Annotated in this window: 14 protein-coding genes and 1 tRNA gene; 8 read left to right on the forward strand and 7 right to left on the reverse strand. The window is 57.7% G+C overall.

The window, feature by feature from the left end:
- Positions 1-43: 43 nt before the first annotated feature.
- Positions 44-520, forward strand: a complete 477-nt coding sequence (locus tag FIV05_RS21125) for a GNAT family N-acetyltransferase (RefSeq protein ID WP_152510868.1) — start codon at positions 44-46, stop codon at positions 518-520.
- Between the two features lie 88 nt (positions 521-608).
- Positions 609-1,409, forward strand: a complete 801-nt coding sequence (locus tag FIV05_RS21130; protein WP_152510869.1) for a GNAT family N-acetyltransferase — start codon at positions 609-611, stop codon at positions 1,407-1,409.
- Positions 1,410-1,436: 27 nt separating this feature from the next.
- On the opposite strand, the gene FIV05_RS21135 is transcribed toward FIV05_RS21130, so the two are convergent.
- Complete coding sequence (locus tag FIV05_RS21135; RefSeq protein WP_145903564.1) at positions 1,437-1,919, reverse strand: DUF2155 domain-containing protein; 483 nt, start codon at positions 1,917-1,919, stop codon at positions 1,437-1,439.
- Positions 1,920-2,096: 177 nt separating this feature from the next.
- Positions 2,097-5,027 carry a valine--tRNA ligase gene (locus FIV05_RS21140; protein WP_152510870.1) on the reverse strand — a complete coding sequence of 977 codons (2,931 nt, stop codon included), beginning with the start codon at positions 5,025-5,027 and terminating at the stop codon, positions 2,097-2,099.
- A gap of 20 nt (positions 5,028-5,047) precedes the next feature.
- On the opposite strand from FIV05_RS21140, the gene FIV05_RS21145 reads away from it, so the two are divergent.
- Positions 5,048-5,638: a DUF1284 domain-containing protein gene (locus FIV05_RS21145; RefSeq protein ID WP_286202215.1), complete on the forward strand. Its 591-nt coding sequence runs from the start codon at positions 5,048-5,050 to the stop codon at positions 5,636-5,638.
- Positions 5,639-5,659: 21 nt separating this feature from the next.
- Here FIV05_RS21145 and FIV05_RS21150 read toward each other — a convergent pair whose 3' ends face one another.
- The 3 genes from FIV05_RS21150 to FIV05_RS21160 all read right to left on the reverse strand — a co-directional run bounded on the left by FIV05_RS21150 (position 5,660) and on the right by FIV05_RS21160 (position 8,952).
- A complete protein-coding gene (locus FIV05_RS21150) occupies positions 5,660-6,403 on the reverse strand; it encodes a DUF2497 domain-containing protein (protein WP_022998753.1) in 744 nt (247 codons plus the stop codon).
- A gap of 284 nt (positions 6,404-6,687) precedes the next feature.
- Positions 6,688-8,052, reverse strand: coding sequence for a TolC family outer membrane protein (locus tag FIV05_RS21155; RefSeq protein ID WP_286202216.1), 1,365 nt, complete (start codon positions 8,050-8,052; stop codon positions 6,688-6,690).
- A 237-nt stretch (positions 8,053-8,289) separates the two neighbouring features.
- Positions 8,290-8,952 (reverse strand): protein-L-isoaspartate O-methyltransferase, encoded by a 663-nt coding sequence (locus FIV05_RS21160; RefSeq protein WP_055656503.1) that lies wholly within the window; start codon positions 8,950-8,952, stop codon positions 8,290-8,292.
- A 250-nt stretch (positions 8,953-9,202) separates the two neighbouring features.
- Here FIV05_RS21160 and FIV05_RS21165 point away from each other — a divergent pair.
- The 3 genes from FIV05_RS21165 to FIV05_RS21175 all read left to right on the forward strand — a co-directional run bounded on the left by FIV05_RS21165 (position 9,203) and on the right by FIV05_RS21175 (position 11,058).
- Positions 9,203-9,276: transfer RNA gene (locus FIV05_RS21165), tRNA-Cys, on the forward strand.
- A 187-nt stretch (positions 9,277-9,463) separates the two neighbouring features.
- Complete coding sequence (locus tag FIV05_RS21170) at positions 9,464-9,829, forward strand: hypothetical protein (protein WP_022998757.1); 366 nt, start codon at positions 9,464-9,466, stop codon at positions 9,827-9,829.
- Positions 9,830-9,927: 98 nt separating this feature from the next.
- Positions 9,928-11,058 carry a carboxylate-amine ligase gene (locus FIV05_RS21175; protein ID WP_152510871.1) on the forward strand — a complete coding sequence of 377 codons (1,131 nt, stop codon included), beginning with the start codon at positions 9,928-9,930 and terminating at the stop codon, positions 11,056-11,058.
- Positions 11,059-11,091: 33 nt separating this feature from the next.
- Here the strand turns inward: FIV05_RS21175 and FIV05_RS21180 are convergent, their stop codons facing one another.
- Positions 11,092-11,334: a hypothetical protein gene (locus FIV05_RS21180; protein WP_152510872.1), complete on the reverse strand. Its 243-nt coding sequence runs from the start codon at positions 11,332-11,334 to the stop codon at positions 11,092-11,094.
- 324 nt (positions 11,335-11,658) lie between these two features.
- On the opposite strand from FIV05_RS21180, the gene cobD reads away from it, so the two are divergent.
- Together cobD and cbiB are read left to right on the forward strand one after the other, a co-directional pair.
- A complete protein-coding gene (gene cobD / locus FIV05_RS21185) occupies positions 11,659-12,660 on the forward strand; it encodes a threonine-phosphate decarboxylase CobD (protein ID WP_152510873.1) in 1,002 nt (333 codons plus the stop codon).
- A 9-nt stretch (positions 12,661-12,669) separates the two neighbouring features.
- On the forward strand, positions 12,670-13,647 hold the full coding sequence (gene cbiB / locus FIV05_RS21190; protein WP_152510874.1) for an adenosylcobinamide-phosphate synthase CbiB: 978 nt from the start codon (positions 12,670-12,672) through the stop codon (positions 13,645-13,647).
- A 1-nt stretch (position 13,648) separates the two neighbouring features.
- Here the strand turns inward: cbiB and FIV05_RS21195 are convergent, their stop codons facing one another.
- Positions 13,649-15,139, reverse strand: a complete 1,491-nt coding sequence (locus FIV05_RS21195) for a cobyric acid synthase (RefSeq protein ID WP_152510875.1) — start codon at positions 15,137-15,139, stop codon at positions 13,649-13,651.
- Between the last annotated feature and the right edge of the window lie 6 nt (positions 15,140-15,145).

Here is a 15,145-nt window from a genome sequence, read left to right on the forward strand (position 1 = left end):
CCACCCGGCGGGCTTTTCATTTGTCCGAACGCCTGCGGTTCTCATGCCCGTCTCAACAGACAGTCTCGTCATCCGCTCGGCAAAGTCCGAAGATTTCGAGGGACTTTGCGCGCTCTATGCCCAACTGATTTCCAACGACATTGCCGCTGATGATGATTTTCGCCGCGAAACTTTTCACCAGATCCTGACACAACAAGGTGTCGATTTGCTTGTCGGAAAACTGGCAGGCACATTGGTTGCGACCTGCATGCTGATTGTCGTGCCCAATCTGACACGTGGCTGCGCACCATTCGCCCTTGTTGAAAATGTCATTACACATTCCGACTGGCGAGGGAGCGGAATTGGAAAGGCACTACTTCGTGCTGCCACCGACAAGGCGTTTTCGGCCGGGTGTTTCAAGGTGATGTTGCTGTCGGGTACAGCCAACAAGGACGCTCATCGGTTCTACGAGAGACTAGGGTTCACAACCTCCAAGACTGGCTTTGAATTGCGCGCTCCAGGGTACCCTGCACGCAATTGAGAGCAAGCGCCAAGTCCTTGTAACAATTAGCAGACTGGACAGACCGGTATTTGCCTGCCTTGATTTTCCAGATTGAGAACCGGGAGGCATGAACACGATGGCTGGCTACTTCGGGACCGAACAGCAAATCAAGCTCCAGCAGCGAGCTGAAGAACGTTACGGCTGGAGCATGAAGACGCCCGGAGCCTGCTGCAATGTACGCACGCTCGGTACGGACGATCCTGATGCCCTGGGGGTCGACACCATCTTCGAAGTACTGGCAGAAGATGGCGTGTTCGGGTTTCGTCTTCTTGAAAAAGTCCGTCAGCCCGACCTGGAAAACGCTCTGACGGATAACGGCTACCGGCTGGACACCTGGGATGTCTTCGTGGGCGACACAAATGCGATCCGCGCCGCAACAAGGCCCACCCTTTCAACCGCCCTTCCAGGCGGCATTCGCGCATTTTCAGAGCTTGACGGCGCAGAGGGGCCACTGACGCGTTCGTTCCAGGAATTCATGGCAACGGCTGGAATCGCTCCGTTCTCAGGATCGTTCCTGAACGGCGATCATGGTGCGGTTGTTTCCGTCGGGTTGATGGATGACGCAGGCAGTCTTGCCGCTTGTGCCCACGCCTATCTGCCGCACAATCATCACAGCCCCTATCACAGTTATGCCTGGGGTGGTCTCGTTGCCGTTGCGCCCGAACAACGCGGTAAAGGGCTTGGCACTTACGTCAATGCGCTGATGGCGGACGCAGCACTGACACGGCTTTCTGCGACACATGTCTATGAACTGGTCGCGGCAACGAACACAACATCACGCCGAATGGTCGAAGGTTGCGGGCTGTCGTTGTCGCAAGAACTCTATTCCGGGCTCGCTACCAGGGGAGCAGAACGGTTTACACGATAAGACCCAAAGTCGTTTTCCGACTTCTGCCTACCCCTGGAAGGGTTTCGGACGCGGTACGCCCGGACCAGTATCCAGACCGTCGTCAGGTCCAGCCAACGGGTCTTCACCCTCTGCAACGGTGCCTTTGATCGGAGGACCGGCATAATCTTCTGGCGGCGGAACGCTTGAGGCAAGTTTACAATCGGTCAGCCAGATATCGTACACGGGGTGCTCAACCGCGTGGAGGCCCGGGCTGGCTGCAAACATCCAGCCGGAATAGATCCGCCGTACTTCGTTGTTGAGTGTGATTTCATCGACCTGAACAAAACCGGTCGTAAGAGGCGATTCCGTCTGAGGGCGCGTGTGACAGACCCTCGGCGTGACTTGCAGCGCACCGAACTGGACGGTTTCACCAATGTAAACATCGAAGGAGATGATACGTCCGGTGATCTTGTCGAGGCCCGAAAAGACAGCGACCGGGTTTTCGATCTTTTGAGCGTGTGCAGAAACCAGGGGCATGACCATCGCCATCGCCGCGATTCCAAGGCCTGCGCCCAGGCGCTTTACCGCTTTCATCGTGTCAAACTGGTCCGCCATCAGCTTCAATTCGATTCCTCAGGTGCTAAGCATACGTGTGTTCTTTTATGCGGCGCTAGCACCGAATTGCGGCCCGGAAAAGACAAAGCTCGTTCCGGGCCGAGAAATGATCTAGCCGATTTCCGCCAGACGACTGAGCGCCGTCTGGACCTTCTCCAGCTTTTCCTTGGATTCGGCAACTTTTTCGCGTTCGCCGTCAACAACCTCTTCGGGGGCCTTGGCAACGAATGCCGGGTTGGAAAGCTTCTTCTCGATCTTCGAGATCTCACCTTCCAGCTTGCCGGCTTCCTTCTGAAGCCGGGTCTTTTCGGCACCTAGGTCGATGACCCCGGCGAGTGGCAGACAGACTGTGGCTTCGCCGACAATAATCTGGGCCGCTCCGGAGGGAGCTGCATCAGCCAGGGAAACGGCCTCTGCCCTTGCCAGACGAAGAATGGCAGATTCGTGGGTCTTGAGCCGGGCCTTGGTCTGGTCACTGGCCCCTGCGACGACCACTGAGACCTTCGCACCTGCCGGAATGTTCATTTCCGCGCGAACAGATCTGATTTCGGAAATCAGATCCACGAGCCAGTTGATCTCACCAGCCGCAGCCTCATCGGAAACCTTGGCCTCCGGCCATGCAGTCAGCATCAGCAGGCCATCGTGCGCGTTGCCTTCGTCTCCGAGACGCTCCCACAGTTCTTCCGTCAGGAACGGCATGATCGGATGCAGGACCTTCAGAATTTCGTCCAACGCCCATGCTGCCGTTGCCCGGGTTTCGGCCTTGGCTGCTTCATCTTCACCGTTGAAGATCGGCTTTGCGAGTTCCAGGTACCAGTCGCAGAACGTGTTCCAGGTAAATCGATAGGCAGCACCGGATGCATCGTTGAACCGGAAGTCCTCGAGTGCCTCGGTAACCTCGGCGATGCAGCGGCCTGTTTCCGTTGCGATCCAACGGTTGAGCGTGTGCTTGGTTGCTGCCGGGTCGAATCCTTCCATCCGTGCACAGCCGTTCATTTCGGCGAACCGGGCAGCGTTCCAGAGTTTGGTCGCAAAGCGCTGACCGCCTTCGGCTGCCTGATCGGACATCCGAAGCATCCTGCGGGCCTGCACCTCCTGGCTTGCAAGCGCAAACCGGGTAGCGTCGGCGCCAAAACGGCCGATCAGATCGAGAGGATCGATCACGTTGCCGGTCGACTTGGACATTTTCTTGCCCTTGCCATCAACAACGATCGAGTTGAAGTAAACCGTGTGGAACGGCACTTCGTCCATGAAATGAATGCCCTGCATCATCATCCGGGCAACCCAGAAGAAGATGATGTCGAGACCCGTGATGAGCACATCCGTCTTGTAGTAGCGCTCGAGTTCCGGCGTCTTGTGTGGCCAACCAAGCGTCGAAAACGGCCAGAGCGCAGAGGAGAACCACGTGTCTAGGACGTCCTCATCGCGCGTCAGCGCCTTGCCGCCGGCCATTGCAACGGCCTCTTCCTCGGAATGCGCGCAGTATTCCTTGCCATCTTCATCGTACCAGACGGGGATCTGATGGCCCCACCAGAGCTGGCGGGAAATACACCAGGGCTGAATGTCGTTGAGCCAGTTGAAATAGACCTTGTCGGCGTTGCCAGGAATGAGCTTGGTCGTGCCGTCCTGAACGGCTTTCAGGGCGGGAGCCGCCAGTGTCTTGGCATCGACAAACCATTGGTCCGTCAGCATCGGCTCAATGACGACCTTGGAGCGGTCGCCGAACGGCTGCATGATCTTCTTGGATTCAACCAGCGGCAACCGCTCCGGCGCTTCCGCGCCTTCCTCCAGCGGCCGAACGACGGCCCGGCCAAGCGTGTTCCATTCAGGGGCCTGCCCCTTCATCCAGGCAACGTCCGGATGATCCGCCGGCGCCGTAACTGCCAGACCTTCCGCCGTGATCTGTTCAATAACCCGTTTGCGCGCCTCGAACCTGTCGAGACCGCGCAGGTCGTCCGGAACGATGTTGATGAGATCGACCTCTTGAATGGTCATCTCTGCGCCATCGATGATCGCCTGGGCCTTGGCGGCCTCTTCGACATAAGGCGCACCATCGGCGCGCATCGCACCCTTGGTGTCCATCAGGCGGTACATCGGGATCTTGTTGCGCTGAGCGACACCATAGTCGTTGAAATCATGTGCACCGGTGATCTTGACCGCCCCCGAGCCGAAATCCGGATCCGGATATTCGTCGGTGATGATCGGGATCAGACGGCGATGTTCCTTCGGCCCGACCGGGATTTCGCAAAGTTTGCCGACAATTGGCCTGTAACGCTCATCGTCCGGATGAACGGCAACGGCACCGTCGCCCAGCATGGTTTCCGGCCGCGTCGTGGCAATCGAAATATAGTCACGGGTCTCGCGAAGGGTGATGTTCCCCTCTTCGTCTTTCTCGACGTATTCATAGGTCGCGCCACCGGCCAACGGGTAGCGGAAGTGCCACATGTGTCCATCGGTTTCGATGTTCTCGACCTCGAGATCCGAAATGGCTGTTTCCATCTTCGGATCCCAGTTGACGAGCCGCTTGGACTTGTAGATCAGCCCCTCGTTATAGAGGTCGACAAAAACCTTGCGGACAGCCTCCGACAGGCCTTCGTCCATGGTGAACCGCTCACGCGACCAGTCGCATGATGCGCCCAGACGCTTGAGCTGAGTGATAATCGCGCTGCCGACTTCTCCCTTGTAGCGCCACGCACGCTGTACGAATGCCTCGCGGCCGATCTCTGTGCGGCTCGGCTCATTGCGTTCGGCCATCTGTCTTTCGACAGCGATCTGAAGCGCGATCCCCGCATGATCGGTGCCCGGCTGCCAAAGAGTATCGAAGCCCTGCATGCGCTTCCAGCGGATCAGGATGTCCTGAAGCGTGTTGTTGAGAGCATGCCCCATGTGCAGCGAACCGTTTACGTTCGGCGGCGGAATTACGATGGAAAAGGAGGCTGCACCCTCTTTGGCACCAGCTCCGGCCTTAAAGGCCTCCGCCTTTTCCCAGGTTTCGTAAATCCGCGGCTCAACGCTGGCCGCATCGTAGGTCTTATCCAGCATCAGGGTCACTCAATGGGAGAATGAATTTCGATTTTCGTGAAGCCCGTGTAAATCGGATGCGCTGCCGCAAGTCAACCGCCTATGCGGGCCAAACCTGCTGCCCAGTAGCGCTTTTGATAGGTGAAGTGCCTGTCTGCCGATCAGAACTTGGGTTGAATGACGTTTGCTGCGATAAGCGGGGCATGACCGTTTCAATCCGTCCACACCACCTGCTTTGCATGCTGACCTATCTGGGCAAAGGCTATACGCCGGCCTTTGTCGAAAATTACAGCACAATCGTTCAGCGCCTGAATGAAGGTGAACCCATTGAGCTGGTAGAAGGTCCTGACACCTTGTGCCAGCCAATGTTGGACGAACCGGGTTGCCATTGTCGAAATGAAAGCGTTCGCAACAGGGACCGGACAGCGGCGGCTGATATTGCACTGGTGCTCGGACGCCCTCTTGAAGAGGGCAATTCCGTCGTTTTGGACCGACAGACCCTGTCTTTTCTGAGGGATGCGTTCGCTAACGGCTCAATCCGCAAGGCATGCCAAGGCTGCGAATGGCAGAGCATGTGCTCAGCGATTGCCAGAAACGAATTCAGGGGATGCCATCTGACACCCCCTGACTGAAAATCGTCGGATAAATCCGGCCTAGCGCCGGCGCGTCACGCGCTGAATTTCCTTTTGAACCATCTGCTCGACCATTCCGGGCAGGTTCTGGTCCAGCCATGCCTTCAGCATCGGCCGCAGCATTTCCTTGACCAGCTCCTCAACCGTCTGCGCCTGCGAGCCTACAAACATGTTCGACAGGTTGTCGAATGCTGCATGAACAGCTTCACCGGTGTTCTGCGATGTCAAAGGGGCGTCGTCCGCCACATTCGGCAGATCGTCAGGCACCGGCCGAGCGGCCATCACAGGCTCAGGGTCGAAAACAGGTTCCGGTTCGGGATCAAATTCAGGAGCAGGTGGAGCCGCGAAGGAAATGTCCCCTTCGTCGCCGTCCAGGTCCTCTGCCATTCCTTCGACAATGTCCATCGCATCATCGTCAGGAATCGCCAGTTCCTCGGTCAGCTCCAGAACGTCTTCGCCTTCGTCTTCTTCGGCATCCGCAGCCATGGCTGCAGCCATGTCATCCGCGTCGTCGTCTTCTACCGGAAGGTCGTCTTCGTCGTCGTCGCTGCTCATGTCGAACAGCTTGTCGAGATCGTCCTGGGACATTTCGGAGGCATTGCCCATATCGTCCGCCGCCTCTTCTTCTACTGGTGTCTCTACGGGTTCGCTGCTGCCGCTTTCGCCGTCTTCGGCTCCCTGGGAGTCCTCATCGGATATGATTCGGCGGATCGACGCGAGGATTTCCTCCATCGACGGCTCATCAGCCTTCTTCGCCTGCGCCATGACTTCCCCCGTACTTACCGGCTACGCTCAGGAACAATCTGTTCCATCAAAATGATTCGTTAACCGAAATTATGCGGGTCAATAAGAAACGCGCAAAGTGAACGCGCCCCGAAGCATCGCCTTATCCCCTTTTTAGTCGGGAATTACCGATCAAGGGTGGAATTCAGCCAGGCGTTTCACGTCATCCTTCGTAAATTTGTCAGGATGTTCAGCCGAATAACAAAAGCGGCTGAAGATCTTTCGACCGTCAGCCGCCATCGTGAAGAATATAAGTTACCAGTTTCTTACCGGCCATCCGGAGTGCGCAGACCAAACCACTGGTCCCGCACGGCTTCGTAATGCTGCTTCGGATTGTAGCGGGCAACGTTGAGGCCAAGTGATTCAGCGTCCAACCGGCCAATCGAAGCAACCAGCTGATATCCGCTGACAATCCGATTGCGCTGCGCTGTTACGAGGTTGGACTGCTGAATGACCAGTTCGCGCTGCGCGTCAAGAACGTCGAGCGTGGTGCGCTGACCGACGCGCTGCTCTTCAATGACGCCTTCCAGAGCCAGCTGCTGTGCTTCGACAGCGGCCTGGGCTGCAACAATGGAAGCTTCAGCCGCCTGGTAGTTACCCCAGGCGGAAATGACGTTGGCGCGAATCTGATCGCGCGCCACATCCAGCTGCAGACGGGTCTGGCCCAGTTCTTCCTTGGCCTGTCGCACACGCGAAGACACGCCACCACCCTGATAGAGCGGAATGCTGACGTTACCGAAGATCTGCGCATTGTCGCTGTAGTCGGTCGTTGCAGACGGGTTCCACGATCTGGAAATGCTACCATCCAAGGTGACGGTCGGCAGAAGTTCACCTTCGATCGTCTTGATGTTGAAAATGGCGGCATCGACAAGGTGTTGCGCCTGCCGGATCAACGGCTGATGTGTTTCGCTCAGCTGCATCGCCTGGTCAATGGACTTGGGAACGTAGCGGCTGATCGACGTATCGGCCGAAAGGCTGCGTGCCTCAACGCCGATCACCTGACGGTAGATGGCGCGACTTGTATTCAGGTTGGCCATCGCGGTGTTGAGGCTGGCGCGGGCTTCGGCAGCGCGGGCTTCCGCCTGGCTGACGTCCGTCCGGGTGCCCTCACCTACGTCAAACCGGTCACGTGCGGCTCTTACCTGTTCCTGAAGGAAGGCAAGGTCACTGCGCTGAAGCGACACCAGAGCCGTATCCCTGATCACATCCACGTAGGACGTTGCCGCATCCAGCAGCGTGTCCTGTTCCGTCGACATCAGGCTTTCGCGCTGAGCACGCACGACAGCTTCTGCCTGACGGGTGGAATTGATCGTCCGGAAGCCGCGGAACAGGGTCTGACTGATCGTCAGCGAGATCGACGCGTTGTTGCGATAGTCGATCGCCGAGTCGGCCCCGGCTGCGAGGCGTCCGGCCGCTGCGGATGCTGTCACGGTTGGCCGCCAGCCTGTCAGTGCCTGAGGCACATTCTCATCCACACCACGAAGCTGCGCACGCGCCGCGTTCAAGGTGGGATTGTTCGAATAGGCAAGCGCCAGCGATTCTCTGATGGTTTCAGCATCAGCGGGGGACAGGGAGGCACCGGTCAAGGCGGTGGCGGAAACGCCACCCAACAGCCCAATAGCAATGGTCAAAACTTTTAGAGTTGAACGACCAGACACCCCACACTCCTTCCGGGTCAACCTATTTGATCCTGTTGAGTAAACTGATGGGTGTTATTCTTCAACCGTTTGAGAGCGGATAATTGCGAATTTCCGCGAGTGCGGCTTAATGGCAACAAGTTATCGCTGCGTTAAGCCATTTCTCGGCTTTTAAAGCAAAAACCCGCCATCATTCGGCGGGTTTCTGTCAGTCCGGACCAAATTGATCGCTCAGAAAACGAATTCGTCAGCCTTGTCGAAGCCAGGAAGCACGCTAACGGAGGCATTGAAACCGAATCGGCTGCTCACCGCAGATCCCGATTTCTGGTAGAGTTTGGCGACACCAGCACCACCGCGCCCTTCAATCACTGTCAGGCGTCCTGTCGGCTTCAGCTGGTCAGTCAGTGCCTTGGGCAGCACTTCGACGGCTCCGTCCACGAAAATGACGTCGTAAGGACCTTCGGAAGAATAGCCCGCTGCCAGTGCACCTTCCACGACCACCGCATTTTCGATGCCGAGATCGACCAGAACCTCGGTCGCGGTCTTGGCAAGGTCCGGATTTTCCTCAAGAGCCACGACGGATGCAGCAAGTTTGGAAACGACTGCAGCGCTGTAACCGGTGCCAGCTCCAATGACCAGAACGACATCACCTTCCCGGATATCCGCCAGTTGAACCAGCTTTCCGAAAATATGCGGCTTCATCAGCATGCGGCCGGTTTCGACTGCTCCAATCGGCAGGTCTTCGTCGATATAGGCAACGGCACGTTTGGATGCGGGAACGAAGCGCTCGCGCGGCACCACTTCCATTGCGTCCAGGATCCGGTGATCGGTCACATCGTTGGTGCGCAGCTGGTTATCCACCATCTTGCGGCGGGACTGATTAAAGTCCGTCATATCGGCCCTCACTTTGACATGCCGGATTACCGGCGCCTCTTGAGAAACGTTCATTAGCGATGCAAAGGCTGCCTGACAAGTATCCGCGCGAGCAGATCCTGCGATGGCACCCGGTTTCTGCCGAAAATAAGCAGCAACTAATGGCTTTCCTCAAATCGATAATCGGCAACGGTGGAAATGTGTACGACGTTGAAAACAGGGCTTGACCAAATCGCGCAACTGTTTGATAAGGCGCGGCACACCACCTAGGGGCCCTGTGGCGGAGTGGTGACGCAGCGGATTGCAAATCCGTGTACACCGGTTCGATTCCGGTCGGGGCCTCCAGACACTTTTTCAAATCATTGCATGTTTTTGGGCGTTCGTTGTCTTGAACGAAGCCGATGCTACATCTTTCCCTTGCGTCATGTTAGCTTCTGTCCAGAAGCCTTGAAAAAGGGGATGTGCCATGAAAACACCAGGTGGAAGTCCGCCAGCGCCAGGCAAACCGGCGCGAGTGATCACGACATCAACCATGAAACGCGTTGAACCGCCCCGGCCGCGCAAGACACCTCAAGCTGTTTCCGCCAGCGACAATACCGCGGCTCTTGTGGAAGCCTTGCGCCAGCGCATCAATGACCTGGAAAACCGAATTGCTGATCTGGAAAGCGTGATTTCGCTACAGAACCAGGATGTCATCATCAGTGCGCCGAAAAGCGTGCTCATCCAGGGCATGGACACTGTCGAGATCTCGGCCGGCAGCAAATTCAAGGTTTCTGCCAGCATGACCGAGACAAGCACTCCGATCGCCAGGTTTTCCGGCATTCTTGAGTGCGACATCGTCAAGGCGAACACGGTGATGGGTGCAGCCTATACGCCTGGCGCGGGTAACATCTGGTAGTTTTTGGCAAGGATGCGGGTGTCGATCGTTTCTCAGGTGCTCCATCCGCATTTATCCTGCCTTGACCGAACGCTGTAACAGCACGGAAGCTGCCTAGCATGAAGGAACCGAGTTTCAGCATTGGCGTCGAGGAAGAATATCTCCTCGTCGACAGATCGACCCGCATGTTGGCGAGTTCGCCACCACCGGAACTGTTCAAGGCCTGCGAAACCGCCCTTGAAGGACGAGTCAGTCCTGAATTTCTGAAATGTCAGATCGAGGTCGGAACACCGGTATGCTTCAGTCTGCAGGAGGTACGCACGGAACTCGGCTATTTCCGCAAGACCATTGCGCGCGAGGCGGCAATGTTCGACATGGCGCCGATTGCGTCTTCAACCCACCCGTTCGCCGACTGGACGGACCAGCCGCACACAGACAAGGAACGTTACAACGAGATCGCCAGGACCATGCAGCTCGTGGTCAAGCGCATGGTGATCTGCGGAATGCATGTTCATGTCGGTATCGAAGACGAAGAACTGCGCATCGAACTGTTCAATCAGCTCGCCTATTTCCTGCCGCACCTGCTCGCACTCAGCACTTCATCCCCGTTCTGGCGTGGTCGGAACACCGGCCTGAAGTCCTATCGTCTATCGGTTTTCAACGAAATGCCGCGGACCGGCCTGCCACCCGGATTCGACAGCTACTTCGACTATCGGCACACGGTCGACATTCTCGTTCGCGCCGGTGTCATCGAAGATGCCACCAAGATCTGGTGGGACCTGCGCCCCTCCGACCGGTTTCCGACACTGGAAATGCGCATTACTGATGTCTGCCCCTTGCTTGACGACGCCGTCGCCATAGCGGCGACTTTCAGATGCCTGTGCCGCATGCTTTACCGGTTGCGCCGCGCCAATCAGGGGTGGAGGCAATATTCACGGTTTCTCCTGGCGGAAAACCGCTGGCAGGCACAACGACACGGCACAAATGCACAACTGATCGATTTCGGCCGCAACGAAACGGCAGCCTTTCCGGACATGATCGAGGAACTGATTGAACTCATTCTCCCGGACGCAGTTCATTTTGACTGCGTGTCCGACGTGAGCCATTTGAGGGAGATCGCCGCCAGAGGCACCTCCGCGGAACGCCAGCTGGAACTGGCTGGCGATATTCCTGAAGACGGTCACCTGCCCCAGGACATTCTCGACAGGATTGTCGATCAGTTGATTTCCGAGACCCAACGAAGGCTTTGATCAATCCAATCGTGCTGTCGGCCCTCGCCACGATCAACCAGGTTGTCTTGGCGGCGTTCCGTGAGCGCCTGTGTGAAAAAACTCGGTCGAACCGGTCAGCACAAAGGCAAACTCGTCGATTTCCTCTATCACCGCGGCGGCAGAGCGTGACAGTCCGGATCTGGAGCGCATGCCGCGCTGCGCCTTGATCAAGGCCTGCCGCGCCAGCGCAAGCTGAGTCAACAGGGCTTCGCGTTCCGCGTCCAGCAATGGTGAATGGTGGTTTGTCTTTGCCATCAGGGCGTCCTTCGGTGCACAATGTTCTTCTTTTGTTCTTTTTTCTGCACTTTGACGGATCTGTCAATGCGCCCAAAGTTGCGTTGCTTTCGGCCGTACCCGCCTCCCTTGCACCCTAATGATAGAAGTGCGGTACCGAACACGGATAAATGTTTGAAAAGGCAGGCAACAGCGCATAACAGCTTTTGGGACAGGACGAACAAATGCGCAGGACGTTCTTGCGGCAACGCATGTCGGGAACCGTCTGTACTTTTGGCCTTCCTACCGGCTAGATGAGTGACAAGAGGCAGATCGGCCGACCTGCCAACTGCAAGAGGCATTTTCATGGAACACGGCGGGGATTTGACCCTTGCGATAGAGCGCTTTGGCGGAACGCATGACGACTGGCTGGATTTATCGACCGGGATAAATCCATACAGCTATCCCGTGCCTGACGACCTGCAGCTGTCCACCTGGACCAGCCTGCCGGCACGCGGGGCCGAAGAACACCTGATTGCAGCTGCTCGCCAAGCTTATCGCATTCCCGACAATCTCGCTGTCTGTGCAGCGCCTGGAACACAGGTTCTGCTGTCGCTTCTACCGATCATACTTCCCGAAGGGCCGGTCGTTCTCGCCTCGCCCACCTACACCAGCCACCGGGATGCCTGGACGCGGGAAAGCCGAGCACCTATCGAAGTATCCAGCGTCTACTCCCTGCCCGCTGATGCAAAGATCGTGGTTCTGGTCAATCCGAACAATCCGGACGGACGTCTGATAGATGTCAAAAGCCTGATCGAAATCGCGCGGACACTGAGCGCACGCGGCGGTTATCTGGTGGTGGACGAAGCCTTTGCCGATGTCGTTCCGGGCGCTACCTTGCTGCCGCACATCGGAACCGAAAACGTTGTCGTTTTGCGGTCCTTCGGAAAGTTCTTCGGTCTTGCGGGACTGCGGATCGGCTTTCTTGCAGGCGAAAAAACCGCCATTTCCAGAATGTCCGGCCTGTTGGACAGCTGGAGCCTCAGCGGACCGGCACTGGAAATCGGAGCCAGGGCACTGCGTGACAGCACCTGGCAGGACCGGACAACCAGGCAGTTGATCGAAGACATGGCGGATCTGACAGTCGCACTTTCCGAGGCAGGTCTCAGCGTCTTCGGCGGCACGCCTCTCTATGCGCTTGCCGGTCTGCGCAATCCAAAAGGCCTGCATGAGGCCCTTGCCCGCCGAAGGATCTGGACGCGGATCTTCGACTACGCACCAACCTGGATCCGCTTTGGCCTTCCAGGTGGACCGGAAAATCTCAAACGTCTGACAGACGCTCTTGCAGAAGCGCTAAAAGAGGTCTGACGGACCGGGATGCTGCTTTACGACCACGCTCTCTGGCTGCTTCTCGCCGCGCTGTTGCTGGACGCCCTGATCGGTGATCCCGACTGGATGTGGCAACGTCTGCCGCATCCGGTTGTCTGGATCGGCAAGTTGATCGGCCTGTTCGACCGGCATTTCAACAAAACGGAATTCGCACCGGCGACGCGCAAGCTCGGCGGCGTGCTGACACTCCTGGCGCTGCTTGCCGGCGCCGGACTTGCCGGTGTCGTCATTGAGGCCGTTGCGAAGTGGCTGCCATATGGCAGGGTGCTTGAGGCTGTCGTAGCTGCGGTGTTTATCGCTCAAAACAGTCTTTACCGTCACGTGGCAGCCGTGCGGGATGGCCTGTTGAAGGATGGGTTGGAAGGTGGCCGCAAGGCGGTTTCCATGATTGTCGGACGTGACCCGAACCGGCTGGACGAAGCCGGTGTCTCGCGGGCAGCCATCGAATCCTGCGCCGAAAATTATTCCGACGGTATCGTGGCGCCCGTATTCTGGTTCGCCTTGCTCGGCCTGCCCGGATTGATTGTCTACAAGGCGGTGAACACAGCCGACAGCATGATTGGCCACAAGAACGAGGTTTACGCCGACTTCGGCTGGGCGGCTGCCCGTTTCGACGATCTGGTCAACCTGCCCGCCTCACGCCTGGCAGGGCTGTTTATCGCCCTGTGTGCGCCCTTGTCCCGAGGCTCGGTCCGCAAAAGCATTGCCTGTATTCTGGACGACGCCCGCAAGCACCGCTCGCCAAATGCCGGTTGGCCGGAGGCTGCCATGGCAGGCGCACTGAACCTGGCTCTTGCAGGACCGCGGATCTATCCGGGTTACACTGTCAATGACCGGTATCTGAATGCGAGTGGACGAAAGGATGCAAGGGCAGAAGATATTTCGCGCGCCTTGAGGATCCTCATTGGCTGCTACGCACTCGAGGCGTTGCTGATTGCAGGTCTGGCGCTATTGCTGGCCTTCTAGGTCAGACGTTTTCAGCCGCGCCGCGTGCGATCGTCAGGATGGCCTCCACGTCGAGGACGCTGTCCAGATGCCCTGCAAGATCATCCAGAATCCTGTCCATGTCCCTGTCGTAACTGATGTCTGAGCGAACGCCGAAGGCATTCAGGTATGCCGTCCGGAAGGCATCGTCGGTGAACAGGCCGTGAATGTAGGTTCCGTAAACACGCCCATCCGCAGAGACCGCACCATCGGACCGACCATCATCAACACGCATCATGGGATTGGCACAGTCTGGCCCGGTCGTTCGGCCAACATGAATTTCGTAACCGGAGACAGGGGCTCCGCTGGCAACATGGGTCGCGCGTGCGGCAACGGTCGATTTGTCTGCCGTCAGTATGGTCTCGACATCCAGATAGCCTAGGCCTTCGACTGTTCCGGGAGATCCCTCGATGCCATCGGGATCCGAGATGATCTTGCCCAGCATCTGATACCCACCGCAGACGCCCAGGATATGCCCGCCCCGTCGGTGGTGTGCCTTGAGATCTATGTCCCATCCCTGTCTGCGGAAAAAGGCGAGATCACCAATCGTGGACTTCGACCCGGGCAAAAGCACGACGTCGGCGTCTCCCGGCAACGGGGTGCCGGGTTGAACAAGCTCAAGCGTTACACCCGGTTCAAGCCGGAGCGGATCCAGGTCGTCGAAGTTGGCGATCCGCGAGATCACGGGAACGACGATCTTGAGCCCCCCGTCACCAAATCCGTCCGCCAGACCGAGCGCATCTTCAGCCGGAAGTTTCGCAGCATCCGCAAACCACGGGACAACACCGAGACCTTGCCATCCAGTGCGCCGCTCGATTTCTCGCAAGCCTTCGTCGAACAGGCTCGGGTCTCCGCGGAACCGATTGATGAAGAAGCCCTTGATGCGCTGTCGTTCGTTTTCTTCCAGCACCGCACAAGTTCCGACGACCGATGCAATAACCCCGCCGCGATCAATATCCGCACAAAGGATCACCGGCAGATCCGCCGCCTCGGCAAATCCCATGTTGGCGATGTCTCCAGAGCGGAGGTTGATTTCCGCAGGGCTTCCTGCCCCCTCGACAATCACCAGATCAACACCTGAGGCGTTTATCGAAAAACTCTCCAGAACCTTCGGTAATAATTCAGCTTTCTGCTTTCCATATTCGCGCGCCCGCATCGTGCCATGTCGCCTGCCCTGTACGATTACCTGAGCACCGGTGTCGGTTTCAGGCTTCAACAGAACGGGGTTCATGTGAACACTCAACGGAACGCGGCAGCCCATGGCCTGAAGCGCCTGGGCCCTGCCGATTTCGCCGCCGTCGGCTGCTACGGCAGCGTTGTTTGACATGTTCTGCGGCTTGAAGGGGCGAACGTTCAGGCCGCGGTTGGCAAAGAGACGGCACAGACCGGCGACGACCAGGCTTTTGCCAACATTCGAGCCTGTGCCCTGGACCATGATTGCCGGCACCTTGCCGGCCGCTTTTGTCTCAACCATGCAACG

Source organism: Labrenzia sp. THAF191a (assembly GCF_009363335.1).
Classification (GTDB): Bacteria; Pseudomonadota; Alphaproteobacteria; order Rhizobiales; family Stappiaceae; genus Roseibium; species Roseibium algicola.

Excerpts from the sequence above, each read along its gene's own strand:
- FIV05_RS21140 (WP_152510870.1), bottom strand. The coding sequence starts at position 5,027 with ATGCTGGATAAGACCTACGATGCGGCCAGCGTTGAGCCGCGGATTTAC.
- FIV05_RS21170 (WP_022998757.1), top strand. The coding sequence starts at position 9,464 with ATGAAACGCGTTGAACCGCCCCGGCCGCGCAAGACACCTCAAGCTGTT.
- FIV05_RS21145 (WP_286202215.1), top strand. The coding sequence starts at position 5,048 with ATGAATTTCGATTTTCGTGAAGCCCGTGTAAATCGGATGCGCTGCCGC.
- cbiB (WP_152510874.1), top strand. The coding sequence starts at position 12,670 with ATGCTGCTTTACGACCACGCTCTCTGGCTGCTTCTCGCCGCGCTGTTG.
- cobD (WP_152510873.1), top strand. The coding sequence starts at position 11,659 with ATGGAACACGGCGGGGATTTGACCCTTGCGATAGAGCGCTTTGGCGGA.
- FIV05_RS21160 (WP_055656503.1), bottom strand. The coding sequence starts at position 8,952 with ATGACGGACTTTAATCAGTCCCGCCGCAAGATGGTGGATAACCAGCTG.
- FIV05_RS21135 (WP_145903564.1), bottom strand. The coding sequence starts at position 1,919 with ATGGCGATGGTCATGCCCCTGGTTTCTGCACACGCTCAAAAGATCGAA.
- FIV05_RS21175 (WP_152510871.1), top strand. The coding sequence starts at position 9,928 with ATGAAGGAACCGAGTTTCAGCATTGGCGTCGAGGAAGAATATCTCCTC.
- FIV05_RS21195 (WP_152510875.1), bottom strand. The coding sequence starts at position 15,139 with ATGGTTGAGACAAAAGCGGCCGGCAAGGTGCCGGCAATCATGGTCCAG.
- FIV05_RS21130 (WP_152510869.1), top strand. The coding sequence starts at position 609 with ATGAACACGATGGCTGGCTACTTCGGGACCGAACAGCAAATCAAGCTC.
- FIV05_RS21150 (WP_022998753.1), bottom strand. The coding sequence starts at position 6,403 with ATGGCGCAGGCGAAGAAGGCTGATGAGCCGTCGATGGAGGAAATCCTC.
- FIV05_RS21125 (WP_152510868.1), top strand. The coding sequence starts at position 44 with ATGCCCGTCTCAACAGACAGTCTCGTCATCCGCTCGGCAAAGTCCGAA.
- FIV05_RS21180 (WP_152510872.1), bottom strand. The coding sequence starts at position 11,334 with ATGGCAAAGACAAACCACCATTCACCATTGCTGGACGCGGAACGCGAA.